Origin of the sequence: Rossellomorea sp. LjRoot5, assembly GCF_964253455.1 — a bacterium.
Taxonomy (GTDB): Bacteria; Bacillota; Bacilli; order Bacillales; family Bacillaceae_B; genus Rossellomorea.
In genome coordinates this window covers 2,562,696-2,576,204 of sequence record NZ_CAXUQN020000001.1, presented here as the reverse complement: position 1 = coordinate 2,576,204, position 13,509 = coordinate 2,562,696, and the positions used below count along the sequence as shown (strand labels likewise).

Annotated in this window: 12 protein-coding genes; 6 read left to right on the top strand and 6 right to left on the bottom strand. The window is 41.1% G+C overall.

The annotated features are described in order from the left end of the window. Positions 1 to 129 precede the first annotated feature (129 nt). From wecB to ACSQ2E_RS13215, 4 genes are read left to right on the top strand one after another with little or no spacing between them, the layout of a single operon-like run. Complete coding sequence (gene wecB, locus ACSQ2E_RS13230; RefSeq protein WP_435991197.1) at positions 130 to 1,224, top strand: non-hydrolyzing UDP-N-acetylglucosamine 2-epimerase; 1,095 nt, start codon at positions 130 to 132, stop codon at positions 1,222 to 1,224. Continuing rightward, positions 1,214 to 2,206, top strand: coding sequence for an SDR family NAD(P)-dependent oxidoreductase (locus ACSQ2E_RS13225; RefSeq protein WP_435991195.1), 993 nt, complete (start codon positions 1,214 to 1,216; stop codon positions 2,204 to 2,206). The genes wecB and ACSQ2E_RS13225 overlap by 11 nt, the downstream gene beginning before the upstream one ends. Next, a complete protein-coding gene (locus ACSQ2E_RS13220) occupies positions 2,203 to 3,024 on the top strand; it encodes a dTDP-4-dehydrorhamnose reductase family protein (RefSeq protein WP_435991193.1) in 822 nt (273 codons plus the stop codon). The genes ACSQ2E_RS13225 and ACSQ2E_RS13220 overlap by 4 nt, the downstream gene beginning before the upstream one ends. Next, on the top strand, positions 3,021 to 3,902 hold the full coding sequence (locus ACSQ2E_RS13215; protein WP_435991191.1) for an NAD-dependent epimerase/dehydratase family protein: 882 nt from the start codon (positions 3,021 to 3,023) through the stop codon (positions 3,900 to 3,902). The genes ACSQ2E_RS13220 and ACSQ2E_RS13215 overlap by 4 nt, the downstream gene beginning before the upstream one ends. Positions 3,903 to 3,952: 50 nt before the next feature. Here the strand turns inward: ACSQ2E_RS13215 and ACSQ2E_RS13210 are convergent, their stop codons facing one another. From ACSQ2E_RS13210 to sat, 5 genes are all read right to left on the bottom strand, one after another. After that, positions 3,953 to 4,834, bottom strand: coding sequence for a glycosyltransferase family 2 protein (locus ACSQ2E_RS13210; RefSeq protein ID WP_435991189.1), 882 nt, complete (start codon positions 4,832 to 4,834; stop codon positions 3,953 to 3,955). A 613-nt stretch (positions 4,835 to 5,447) separates the two neighbouring features. Continuing rightward, the gene (gene cysQ, locus ACSQ2E_RS13205) at positions 5,448 to 6,221 is read right to left on the bottom strand and encodes a 3'(2'),5'-bisphosphate nucleotidase CysQ (RefSeq protein ID WP_435991187.1); all 774 of its coding nucleotides are present in this window, start codon (positions 6,219 to 6,221) and stop codon (positions 5,448 to 5,450) included. Positions 6,222 to 6,260: 39 nt separating this feature from the next. Beyond that, on the bottom strand, positions 6,261 to 6,857 hold the full coding sequence (cysC, locus tag ACSQ2E_RS13200) for an adenylyl-sulfate kinase (protein ID WP_435991185.1): 597 nt from the start codon (positions 6,855 to 6,857) through the stop codon (positions 6,261 to 6,263). Between the two features lie 25 nt (positions 6,858 to 6,882). Then, positions 6,883 to 8,640 (bottom strand): SLC13 family permease, encoded by a 1,758-nt coding sequence (locus ACSQ2E_RS13195; protein ID WP_435991183.1) that lies wholly within the window; start codon positions 8,638 to 8,640, stop codon positions 6,883 to 6,885. Positions 8,641 to 8,653: 13 nt separating this feature from the next. Further along, positions 8,654 to 9,814, bottom strand: a complete 1,161-nt coding sequence (gene sat / locus ACSQ2E_RS13190) for a sulfate adenylyltransferase (RefSeq protein ID WP_435991181.1) — start codon at positions 9,812 to 9,814, stop codon at positions 8,654 to 8,656. Between the two features lie 256 nt (positions 9,815 to 10,070). Here sat and ACSQ2E_RS13185 point away from each other — a divergent pair, with 256 nt between their 5' ends. Next, on the top strand, positions 10,071 to 11,273 hold the full coding sequence (locus tag ACSQ2E_RS13185; protein WP_435991179.1) for a hypothetical protein: 1,203 nt from the start codon (positions 10,071 to 10,073) through the stop codon (positions 11,271 to 11,273). Positions 11,274 to 11,315: 42 nt separating this feature from the next. Here ACSQ2E_RS13185 and ACSQ2E_RS13180 read toward each other — a convergent pair whose 3' ends face one another. Continuing rightward, positions 11,316 to 12,389 (bottom strand): hypothetical protein, encoded by a 1,074-nt coding sequence (locus ACSQ2E_RS13180; protein ID WP_435991177.1) that lies wholly within the window; start codon positions 12,387 to 12,389, stop codon positions 11,316 to 11,318. 319 nt (positions 12,390 to 12,708) lie between these two features. On the opposite strand from ACSQ2E_RS13180, the gene ACSQ2E_RS13175 reads away from it, so the two are divergent. Next, positions 12,709 to 13,467, top strand: a complete 759-nt coding sequence (locus ACSQ2E_RS13175) for a CsxC family protein (RefSeq protein ID WP_435991175.1) — start codon at positions 12,709 to 12,711, stop codon at positions 13,465 to 13,467. The last annotated feature ends 42 nt before the right edge of the window (positions 13,468 to 13,509 follow it).

The window sequence follows — 13,509 nt, the reverse complement described above, 5'->3', positions numbered from 1 at the left end:
TTGTTTGGTGATAGAAGAATTGACCAGTATATGAGTCAATCGCCTTTTTTCATAATAGAGAGAAGAGTCCAGGACATGTCCATCTTTTGAACATAAATATAATAAGAGAAACAAAAAGGAGAGGTGATCATGAAGATTGTGACTGTTTTAGGAACACGACCTGAGATTATCCGATTGAGTTTGATTATGAAAAAAATGGATCTACTTTCGGATGAACATATCATTGTCCATACAGGTCAAAATTTTACACATTCCTTAAATGGTGTGTTCTTTAAGGAACTGGGTTTGAGGGAGCCTGATTATGTATTAGCAGATAAGCAGCAATCCCTGGGTGAACAACTTTCATCTTTATTTACCGAACTTGAAAAGATTCTGGTGAAAGAAAGGCCCGACAAAGTATTGGTACTTGGAGATACAAACAGTGGACTGAGTGCCATTCTTGCAGAAAGAATGATGATTCCGGTTGTCCATATGGAAGCCGGTAACCGTTGTTTTGACTTGAATGTACCAGAAGAAAAAAACCGTAAAATCATTGATGCGGTGTCTTCTTACAATCTTGTATACACTCCTTACAGCAAGACCAACCTTCTTAAGGAAGGAATGACATCAAGCAAAATCATCATAACGGGTAATCCAATTTTTGAAGTCCTTACCCACTATGATCGGCAGATAGAGGATAGTTCCATTCTTCAACAATTATCACTAGAGAAACAAGATTACTTCCTTGCAACCATTCACCGTGCAGAAAACGTCGACAACCCAGGTCATCTCAGTTCCATTGTCAACGCCCTGAATGAACTTGCCGACACACACACAAAGAGAATCATTCTAAGTACTCATCCAAGAACCCGTTCAAAACTGCATGCAGCCCCTCATCTACAGTTACATCCACTTATCGAACTTCACGAACCATTCGGCTTTTTTGACTTCATAAAACTTGAAAAAAATGCATTTTGCGCTTTAACGGATAGCGGTACTGTCCAAGAGGAATGTTGTATTTTTCACATTCCGACCGTAACCATCAGGAAGACAACGGAGAGACCTGAAACCGTGGATTGCGGGAGCAATTTTATATCCGGTTTAAAGGAAGAAAACATCATAACCGGGGTCAAGGTGATGACTTCGAAACTATCCAACTGGACATGTCCGGCTGAGTATCTGGATACAAATGTCTCAGATAAAGTGATTAATATTCTATTAGGGGGTTCCGACATTGTTTACTAATAAGACCATTCTAGTGACTGGTGGTACCGGCTCATGGGGAAATGAACTGGTAAGTCAACTGCTTGAGAAAGATCCGAAAGAAATCCGCATATTCTCACGAAATGAAACGAGTCAAGTGTTAATGAAGCAAAAGTTTGAAAATCATCCCAAGTTAACGTTCGTCATTGGGGATGTGAGGGACAAGGAAGCTGTGAGAGAAGCTTCGCAAAAAGTCGATTATATCTTTCACCTTGCTGCACTTAAACATGTCCCTGTGTGTGAATTCCAGCCTTTGGAAGCCCTTAAAACGAATGTAATGGGAACACAGAATATTATTGACGCAGCAATCGAAAACAATGTAGAAAAAGTCATCAATATTTCTACGGATAAAGCGGCAAATCCCTCCAACTTCTATGGATTTACAAAAGCGATGGGTGAGAAGTTGATCATTAACGCCAACGTGTTAACGGATAAAACAAAGTTTGTCTGTGTACGGGGAGGAAACGTACTGGGTACGAATGGCAGCGTCATTCACGTATTCAAACACGGAATCAAAACAAAATCCAAAATCGGTATTACGGATAGAAAAATGACCCGTTTCTTCCTGACGATAAAGGATGCGATCAAACTGCTTTTCAAGGCTACGTATGAAAGCCACGGAGGAGAAATCTTCGTCATGAAGATGCCTACGTGCAAAATCATCGATCTTGCCCAGGTATTGATCGATCAATACTCACCAAACGATGAAGTTCTCATTGAAGAACTGGGGATCCGTCCCGGTGAGAAATTACATGAACTCCTTTTAACTGAATTCGAAAGTCATAACACAATCGTTTATGACAATGAATATTTTGTCATCCTGCCGACCATTCCAATCAAAGGGCTCATGGAGAATTACGAAGATTTCCCCCAAGTGGATCTGGATACGTATTCTTCCAGTGATAACATCATTTCTTATGATCAGATCAAGAAGATGCTGAAGGATGGAGGGTTTCTAGAATGAAGATCCTCGTTCTGGGAGGACACGGAATGGCTGGTCATGTCATCGTGGATCATTTGAAACGATGTGGCCATCAGGTCTTTTATACAGTAAGAAAAGAAGATTCTCTGGGTATACGATTGGATGTCAGAAATCTTGAAAGTGTGAGGAAGGTCTTGAAAGGGCATAAGGCAGACATTGTCATTAATGCGACGGGTCTCTTGAATGAGTATGCTGAAACCCATGTGATGGAAGCGGTTCAGGTAAATAGTTTATTACCCCACGCACTGAAGGAGATGGTAAATGAATTCGGAGGAAAATTGATCCATATTAGCACAGATTGCGTGTTTTCAGGGGAAAAAGGGCGATATTCAGAAAACGACACGAAAGATGGTACCAACATCTATTCTAAGTCAAAGTCCCTGGGAGAAATTGAAGCACCCCCTCACTTGACAGTACGCACTTCCATCATAGGGCCTGAATTGAAAAAGGAGGGAATCGGTCTTCTTCATTGGTTCTTGCAACAGAAAGGGACGATCTATGGCTATCAGAATGTCTTCTGGAATGGGGTGACCACATTGGAGCTGGCTAAAGCCATTCAAGCATTTATTAAAGATGATATTTCAGGACTATATCATTTAAGTGTGGATCAAAGGATCTCTAAATATGACCTGCTGACCCTCTTTAAGGAGATCTTCAGGCACGATGTGGTAGATATTACACCAGTCGCGGATCCGGTACATGATAAAACCCTCCTACACACAAGAAATGATTATAAGTACCCTGTTCCAAGTTATAGGGAAATGCTGGTTGAACTTCGTGATTGGATGAAGGGGAGATGAATAAAATATTCATCACTGGGGCTACCGGGTTCACTGGTCACCATGCATGCGGGTATTATAATGGGTTGGGTAATGAGGTTTACGCGGCTGTACGCAATCATTCTCCTTCACCTAAAGATGTTCGGAATGTGCTTTGTGATCTGATGGATGCAGAAGCTTTGATGGTGTTACTTGAAAAAATCCGGCCAGATCTGATTCTTCACCTAGCCGCACAGAATCATAGCGGTCAATCCTGGAAGGATCCCGTTACGACCATTAATACAAATGTAATCGGGACGATGAACCTCCTGGAAGCAGCAAAAAATGTCGTTCCCCACGCACGGATCCTCATTACAGGCTCTGTAATAGAATTCAATCCCTGCCACTCAACAGAGCCGAATCACCCATATGGACTATCAAAGTACATTCAGACTCTCTTATCAAGAAGTTGGTCCTCGTTTTATGACCTGGATATACGGATCGCCAAAACGTCCAATTTAATCGGTCCCGGCCATTCCAATGGGATCTGCTCCCTAGTTGCACAGAAATGCTTACAGTATCGGAAAGGGGACAGAGAAGGATTTCACTTTCACAATGTACTGGATCGTCGGGATTTCCTGGACGTAAGGGATGCGGTAAGGGCCTATGATTGCATCCTCCAAAAAGGAAGAAAGAATGAAACCTATGTCGTGGCATCAGGGGAGACGCATACATTATTAGAAGTGGCGAAAGAATTGAAGAGGCTATCTCAAAGTGATCTTCCATTAACAACGCAGCAGTTCAAACACAAGCCACCTGTTCATTATGTAATAGGCAAACTTGAAAATCTCGATTGGTATCAGACCATACCCTTAGAACAGAGTTTGAAAGATATCATCGAGTATTTTAAACAAGGTTAACCGCCAGCCCATGAAAGCTGAACCAGCTTTCATGGGATATATTGTTTTTTCTAGAAGTAGATGTTGAACTTCTTAAATAAGTCATCAACATCCATTTTTCTTCTTTTTACATAGTGAGCCCTTTTTTGTAATACACCATCTTTGATTACTTTTTTCTCTATGGTCGCTGCCGATCCATGGACAACCAGCGATTTTGCTTTCTTGATTCTTTTATCATCAAAATGAAGATAGGCCATCCTGAGTAAATTATAATATATTCCCTCATAGTTTACAGTATACGGATGAGTTGTTCTAAACAAGTGGAGCACGGTAATGTTCGGATCACAATGACACCGATACCCAAACAGCCAAAGCTTGAGGGATAATTCAACATCTTCATGGCCCCATGTGGAAAAGCCAGTTTCAAATCCACCTACATCGTCAAACACTTGTTTAGAGGTAATAATGCAGGCACCTGGCAGTACAGCCGTTTCAAATAGAGATTTTCGTTTCTGATGCCATTTGATCTTGAGTGAGGGAGTGAGGGACTGGCCGTATCCTTTTACGGAGGGGTCTTGGATAGATCCGATGGCAGGGCATACGGCGTCGCTTGTCCCCTTGACGATGTGGAAGACCAAACGATCAATCCAGAAATTTTCAAAGGTCATATGAGCATCACAGAATGCTAAATATGGATTTCGGGCTCTTGCTGCTCCCATGTTTCTGGCATTAGCCGGTCCCACCCCGTTTGTTCTAATATACGTTACTTTGTCCCGATATGGATAGTGGGTTAAAAAATTACAGCATTGATCAGTTGAAGCATCATCCACGATAACGGCTTCCATCTCGATATTTGTGTTCACCTTGAACAAAGAGTCCAGAGTCATTTTCACATTCTTTCCTTCATTACGCACCGGGAAAATGATGGATACCTTTGGAGGCTTGTTTCCCATAATCTCGCTCCCTTAAACTGAAATATTCTACGTTAGTGTATGTATATGGGGATTTTCCGTGAATAATGAAGAAGGCTGCGACGAGTGCAGCAGCCTTCTTTATTTTTAGCTCTTTTCGCAAAGATTGTTGTTTTCTAACATAGGAACTTTGAGCTCTGTCTATGTGTGTATGGATAGATGGAGTGACAGAGCTTGCCAGTGAAAAAACGAATGAAACAGCATTTTACTATTCAAGCTGAAATTGACCACTCCATACATAGTAAATAATGTTTTCTAGAGGTGTACAGAAGCAGATTAATCCTCCATAACAATAAAGTTGATTGTAGCGGAAGGTGCTCGACTCCTGCGGGAAACGCTGGACAGTACGAAAAGCGGAGGCGGCTCGCCCAGCCCCGACAAGCATAAGATGAATGGGCCGAGAAGGCGTTTTTTGCCTTCTTGGACCATTTAGCTTATGACCTCGAGGGGCTTGCCGCCGTAGCTGGACAGGTGAGACCACACAGGGCAAAAGCCCGAGGAGGCTCACCGCCAGCCCCGCGGAAAGCGAGCACCTGAAGCGGAAATCAACCACTACTCGCTACCTTACATAGCAACAACGTATACGAAAAGAGCCTTATTTTTTTATGGAACAAATGAAAGAAGGGTTCGTTAGGACTTTTTTGTTATATATAAGGGGGTTACCGGTCTCATATTCAATCACCTGTCCATATGCTTCCTCTACAATCATCTGACCCGCAGCTGTATCCCATTCCATTGTAGGGGCGAGTCGGGGATAATAGTGTGCGCTTCCTTCTGCAATCAAACAAAACTTTAATGAGCTTCCAATCGAAGTGAATTCAAATCGTCCTTCTTGCCGTTGAAGGTCGTCGATATACTCCCGAGTGTCCTCCGACAGATGGGATCTTGAAATGACAACTTTCTTTACACCTGATGAAACAGTAGTGATCTTTACCTGTTTTCTCTTTTCTGAAGAACTGGCAGAAATGAGTTTATAGGCTCCTTGGTTCTCTTCTGCATAATAAAGTGTATCAGGTACGGGTGCATAAACGATGCCGAGTATTGGCCTGTTTCCCTGGATAAGGGCAATGTTGACTGTGAATTCGCCATTTTTCTTAATGAATTCTTTCGTCCCGTCCAGAGGGTCCACAAGCCAAAAAGATGACCAGTCCTTTCTTTCCATGAAAGGGATACTGGCCCCTTCTTCACTGAGTATGGGAATGGTGGGTGAAAGATTGCTTAATTCGGCCTGTATATATGAGTGTGACAACTGATCTGCAATGGTGAGGGGGGATCGATCCGCTTTAGCATGGATCGTATAGGTATCGTCGTATACTTCCAATACTTTTTTTCCTGCCCCAATCGCAATTTCAATCACGTCATTCAGCAAGTTTCATCAACTCCTCGTATGAAATAATTTTAATTACAATTATATGAATCGCTTATTTCTTAAATAGTTTACAATTTGCAGGACGGATTCATCTATTCGTTGATTCTCTGTATCAATTACGATTTCAGGGGATTCAGGGATTTCATAAGGAGAATCGATGCCACTAAAGTTTTTTAACTCTCCTTTTTTCACTTTCTCGTAAAGACCTTTCGGATCTCGACTGGCGCATGTCTCAATGCTCGCCTGTACATAGATTTCTATGAACTCCCCATCGGGGAATAGGGATCTGACAAATGCCCGATCTTCTTTATAGGGAGAAATAAAGGCAGCCAAGGTTAAGATGCCGGCATCGACAAAAAGCTTCGATACCTCACCAATTCTTCGGATGTTTTCCGTACGATCTTCTTCTGAGAATGCTAAATCACAATTCAAACCGTGACGAATATTATCCCCGTCAAGACGGTAAGTGTGATGTCCAAGCTCATGTAATTTCTTTTCTACTTCCACTGAGATTGTGGACTTTCCAGAACCGGACAACCCTGTAAACCAAAGCAATGCGCTTTTATGTCCATTTAGATGTTGCCGGTCTGCTTTCTGGACCTTGCCCTCATGCCAAGTAATATTTTTCTGATTCATCTTATCACCTCCATGTTTTCGATAGTTATAACCAAAAGTAATAGACCAGTAATACTGTGGTGATCATTGTTAGGATATTCAAGGGGATCCCCACCTTCAAGAAGTCTTTGAATCGATAGCCTCCCGGTCTATATACGATCAGGTTGGTCTGATATCCGATAGGTGTCGCAAAGCTTGCGGAAGCGGCAATGGTGATCGTTACGGCCAACGCTGTTGGATTTAGATCCAGAGTATTTGAAACTTCCAGGATAATAGGGAACATCAGGACGGCAGCAGCACTGTTCGTCATCATTTCGGTAAATACATTAGTAAGGAGATAGATTGCTATAATTATGGCAAAAAAGCCAAACGGCCTTGAAGCGTGCATCAGTAGATCAGCAAGAAAAGCGGCAACACCCGATTCGATCATCGCATAGCCGATACCGAATGAGCAGGAAACCACCATCAGTACATTCCATTGAATGGCATTCTTTGCCTGCAGGGGACTGACAATTCTGAATGAAAGTAATAACACTGTTACAAACGCCATTCCTGTTAGCATTGAAATATATCCTAATGTCACCAGAAGGATCATCGTTCCCAGTAGTGCGACGGAAAACCACCCATTCAATGTCTGCTTACGGGTCATCATGGTCTTGTCCAGTGTAGCGGCAATATAGAAGTCATTCGTGTTGGCTTTCTTGTAAAAATCAGTTCCCGTGGCAAGTAGTAAGATATCTCCCGGTTTTAAAATAATATCGCCAATTTTATATTTCAGCCGTTGATTTTGTCTATGAACAGCTATTACAGCTGCATTGAATCTGCTCCTGAAATTGGTATCCTTAATCTTCTTATATAATAAGGAGGAATGATGGGAAACCACTGCCTCCGTCAACTGATGGTGTTTTGGAAAAGAAGAGCCGCTATTACTTTGTAAAAGTAGGCCTTTATGTGATTGAAGTTCTGTGATGGTGGTAAGATCCCCGGTGAATATCAAGCGGTCATGCGCCTTTAATATTGTTGTATTGGAAACAGGAGTAATGGTCTCATCTTCCCTGATGATACTAACAAGAAATAGTCCTTTTAAGCTTCTTAACCTGGCTTGTTCAACCGTTTTCTGAATGTAAGGGAAGTCATCGAGTATTAAGACTTCACCAGTGAACTCTCTTAAGGATTCAATATTGACAGGGTTGCTTCCTCTATCAGGTAGTAAGGAAAAACTGAAAAATATGAGATAGCATAGGCCAATGAGAGTAATCGGTACCCCTATTTTACCCAGTTCGAAAAAGGTGAATCCAGGCAGGTTCGAGTCAAGAAGCAAACCATGGACAACGAGATTTGTGGAAGTACCAATAATGGTTATGGTACCACCAAGGATCGTAGCATATGAAATTGGGATCAAAAATTTTGAAGGGGGTAGATGATGATCTTCACACCATTTCTTCACAAGTGGCGTAAAAGCGATGACGATGGGAGTATTGTTCAGGAACGCAGAAAGAAAAGAGATGGGGAAGAGGAGCTTGGCAAGCATGTGTTTCCTTGAACCTGAACGGTTTAATAACTTCTTGAAGCCATGATCCACAATTCCACTGTTTTGAATACTTCCGGCAATGATGAACAATAAACCGATGGTCAACATCCCTTCATTTGAGAACCCCCTTATGGCTTCCTGTGGCGTAATGACACCGGTCATGACAAAAAGGAGGAGAGTGGACGGAAGAATGATTTCAGGTCGCTCCACCTCAAGGACCAGCAATGATAGCATAACGATCATTCCGATTATGACAATATAAAATTCAATCATGATGTAATCTCCTTCAGCTCTCCCTTTGAGAACCTTCCCCCATTTCATTAAGAAGTACCTCTATCACTTCTGGCCTTGAAAATTCTTTAGGAGGCATCATTCCGTCTTTTAACATTTTTCGTACCTTTGTACCGCTAAGATGGATATGAAATTGTTCATCATGAGGGCACGTTTTTGAAGTAGCCATAGCTCCACATTTAATACAATGGAAGGCATGTTCAAATTTCAAGATTTCGATCCCTATCTCATCTCTTGAAAATTGATTAAAGATTTTCTGGGCATCGTATGTGCCATAGTAATTCCCGACCCCTGCGTGATCCCTGCCGACAATAAAATGTGTGCATCCAAAGTTTTTCCTTACAATGCTATGGAATAAGGCTTCCCTGGGTCCCGCATACCTCATGGCTGCGGGGAATGTGGATAAAAGGACTCTCTCTCTGGGATAGTATTCGTCGAGTAATGCCCTATAGCTTTTCAAGCGAATGTCCGCGGGAATATCATCTTTCTTTGTGTCTCCTACCAAAGGGTGAATCAATAGACCATCGACAAGCTCAAGTGCTGTTTTTTGCAGATATTCATGAGCCCTGTGAATGGGATTCCGCGTTTGAAATGCAACGACTGTGTTCCATCCCAATTCACTAAATCGCTCTCTAAGCTGTTTCGGCGTTTGGAAATCTTTCTTGAAAATGGCCGGGAATCGAAGAAGTTTGATCGGACCAGAGACATACACGTCATCTTTCTGATACGTTTTTTGAACCCCCGGATGAAGGTTGTCCAATGTCTTAAATACAAAAAGGGCTTCCGCTTCTTTACTATATTCATAAATTTCTTCAATTTCTAATGTTCCGTAGGTCACTCCATCTTCTCCTATGAGTGAAACGGTTTCCCCGATGGATAATGTCTTACTCAATCTCTTGGACACTGGGAGAGTAATGGGCAGACTCCAAACCATCCCATTCGATAACCTCATGTCTTTCAATACGTGTAAATAGTCTTTTTGATTCATGAATCCCGTTAAGGGGCTGAAGGCTCCCGTTGAGAGCAGCACTAAGTCGGAGAGCCCCCAGGAATCGAGCGTAATTGAGGAGAGAGTGGATGACTTTTTTAGTAACTCATCGCGCTCATTCCCGATAACAACTTGATCAACAAGCATACCTCCGTGTGGGGATATCATAATGATTTCTCCTTTCGATTGGAATAAATGTAACAAAGCAGTTTATGACCAGAATCCATCTGATCTACGGCTTCATTTTTTGCTGTAACAATCTTGCTTTTACTAGTTTATGTAATGATCTACCAGTAGGAGAGGGCTGTATAATAAAACAAGCATCTGCCTAGAAACTTAAACGGAAGATGCTTAAGAAATTCATATTTTTTTCCCCGTATTCATAAGATACATAGACTACAACAAAAGGGTGGTGAGCCTGTACATGAAATTATCAATCAACAACCATGATTGGGGAACGATTCCATCACATTCCATAGCTGCCATCCAATTTTATTGTGCGGAGAATAATCATCAATTTCATCTGGACGAAGAAGAACAGAGGGTGGAAGTGAAAAGTTCCCTTCATGGAAAGAAAGTATGGCTATCAGTGACTACACAGAATGCAAATATAAACAATGAAATAAATGAAAAAATAACCGGTGTATTAACCGAATATGGAATTGACGTTTCTTCAAAACGTGATACAGGCAGGATTAGGGAAGGGGATTTGTTTGTTGAATTAGTGTCCAGTCATTCAAAGGGTGAGGGCAAGTCTGTTTCGGTCGGTTATAATGAAAGGCTGAATTCCATTAATGTGAAGAAAAATCTCTCAATGTATAAGCAAGAACTGCCATTCAAGGGATACTATTTAATACCCGAACACCACGCGATTCCCCATCTTAGATGCTCCATTAAGTGTAAAGATGAGGAGTTCCTACTAAAAGAAGCCCCTGTCTTACTAATGCATTGTGTGTTTAAAACATTACTCGGAAATCAGAAGCCAAGTTTACTGGATCTGAATGTTCTCCATTTATTCCAATCGATAAGTAACCAGTCAGGGGAATCAAGCCGTCATACAGTTCAGAAGAAGCCAAGCAAAGATATCCAAATGGATGATAAAACGTACGAAGAAATCAAAATGCGAAAGGCAAATCGTAAAGTTCAAAAAGCTCAGGAAAAAAAGCCATATGCGGAAATATATTTTGATTACAATGTCATACCCAATCGAAAATCAGAACGTTATTCCATTAAAGCCGATTTCTTCATAAAGAACTCAGGAAATGTAGACCTGATGAATCCGAAAATCTGCTTTCGAATGGATCCGCCAGATAAGATTGAAATAGGAGGACAGATTCTCCCACCTGAAATGAGCGAAATCTTTTCCCTGCAAGGTCAAAACGGGGCACAAGGATGGAAGTATATGGGGAAGGATTGGTTGGAAACGGCCTATTCCACAGGAGAGTATTGGATAGAATCGATACAGGAATCATTCATCCCCCCTGGTGAAATGATAGCAGTGGAGGGGCTGCAATTTACGGTTGAACCTCTAGAAGAACAGGAAGTTTCAACCATTTTGGGATTTGTATTATTTGAAGAGCAAGACCTTCAGCTAAGCTCAAATAACAAGATAAAGATTACATTTTAAACAAAAAGACGATGCCACGGAATCTACTGTGGCATCGTTTTTTCATTCCTTTTCATTCTCTATGAAATAATAATCCATCGGAGCAGGAAGCTTTTCTGCAGAAGGTTTTTGACGTGCGGTAATGATATGAGCCTGACTGCGTTTCTGGCTCTCTACCAGTCTTTTAAGCTCCAATAGACTGTGGGTCAAGGTGACATTATATTCCCGTATGGAGTCGACCTCTTCAAGAAAATCAACAAACTTTTGTTCCACTTGCTCAAATTTCCCCTCCAGTACCTCATTCTGTAGAGTAAAGTGAATGTCCTGCTCTTGTTCAACAGCTTCGATTCGTTCATCCTGCAGTTTGGTACGATGATCGATATCAGCAAATTGGGAGGAAAGCCACCATTCATTTTCTTCAAAGTGTTTTTGATATTGACTGATGAATGTTTTAATATACTCCATCTTTTGCTTTTCTGCTTGGATTAATTGCTCTTTTGCAAATTGCATTGAATCAAGGGTATGTTTCCTTTCTGACAAGGCCTTTTCCAACTCTTCGGTTTTAGCTATCAGGTTAAAGAATATTTCTTTCTTCGTATCTTCTGAATGAGTCAAAGCTGAGTTTAAATCTGAAATATGAAGTTTCTTTCCTTGCAGTTCACTGTTTAAGCTGTCTATTTTTCTTAGGTGCAGGATGTTTTCCTCTAAAAGGGATTGATTTTTACTGAAAAGATCTTGCTGGTCCTTCTCGATTTCCGTTATTTTTTGAGATAATTGTTTTTTTTCGAGCTTGATGGAAAGGAGTTCCTGTTGAAGGTCATTTTTGATCACTTGCGACTGCTGCAACAGCTCATCCTTGCCATGTAAGGCGTCATGAAGTGCCCTTACCTGACTTTCAAGCTTCTCTTTGCCTTCTTTAAACAGGTTTCGGTCTTTAATGAGTTCCCTCTCTACTGTTTCGTTCTCATCTATCCGGCGGTAAGCAAGCGTTAATTCCTCCTGCACTTTCTGAAGTTGTTCTTTATGGTACTCGTTTTCAGCATACAAATAACTGCTCTTCAAAGTTCGAATCGTTTTATTCAAGTTCTCGATCTCAGATTTTAAATAAAGGACCTCTTGATCGGAAATCGTGTACATCGGTGGTAATTTCGCATCCTCCCTTATGATAATCTCCTCCTAAAGACTTTTACTCTATTGTATGGATCCAATTGGCTAAACGTTACAAACACCCAAGCTATTTAGATTCAATAAAGCTTATTGTGTATGAGTTTTTATCACGTTTCATAGTTTACTAGAAGTAGTGCTAGAAATATGTTGAAGCCTAACGACAGTCGTCCACTCATTTCTTCAAAAAATTCATAGATTATAGTAAGTCAATAGAAAAGGAATCCTCACTGTTCGCTTCAACTATGCCCTTTTCCATTGATTAATTTATGACTATCAGGAGTGAATGGATATGAAAAAGAATACAGGCTGCGGATTTGGTCATCACGAATGCCCTCCACAACCATCAAGCGATAAAGCAAAATCAAGGAGCTTATTTACAGAAACATACGTACCAGATCTTGACTTGGAAGAAGTAACGGTCGTTCTTGGGGATGTATTTCTTCAATCTTTAACAGAAGCGGAAATTCATCTGCCAACCTATGCTAGTGCCATTAAAAACATCGAGAAAAACGTCTCGCTTACACAATGTAAAGCAATTCCTGTACCGGGGTTTCCGGATTACGTGAAATTATTTGTAGAAGGGATTGTCCATAAGAACATTCAATATGTAGAAGGTTCCTATGGAGTAGTAAAGGATTATAGTGTTGACATTCCTTTTAAAGCGTATGATCGAGTGAGACTTGCTACCCCTGTCAACAATCCGTTCGGAATAGACTTCAGCATTAAGAAGAATGTGTTGCAAAGAAGAGAACTTGCCAAGGACGGTATGGGAGCTAACCGCTGCGAATTTGGATCATTGACGTTTGAAATCAATAATGAACCGATCAATTGCAAACTTCTGGCTTCTGCTGTTAATCAGTGGGATATTACCGAAAACTTTGACAATTGGGGACGATTTAATAAAATTACAGAAAAAATGGACATTAATCTTCTAATTAAATTAACTCAGAAGAGACAACAAATGGCTGGAGACGGGGATACAGGTGGAGGAGAAGAGCAAGGTCCAGAAGTAGTCTTTAATCGTTTCAGAAATATCATCCAACAATAATGACTAAATGCAAATTTTTTACAAGTGATGGAGCATGCTTTC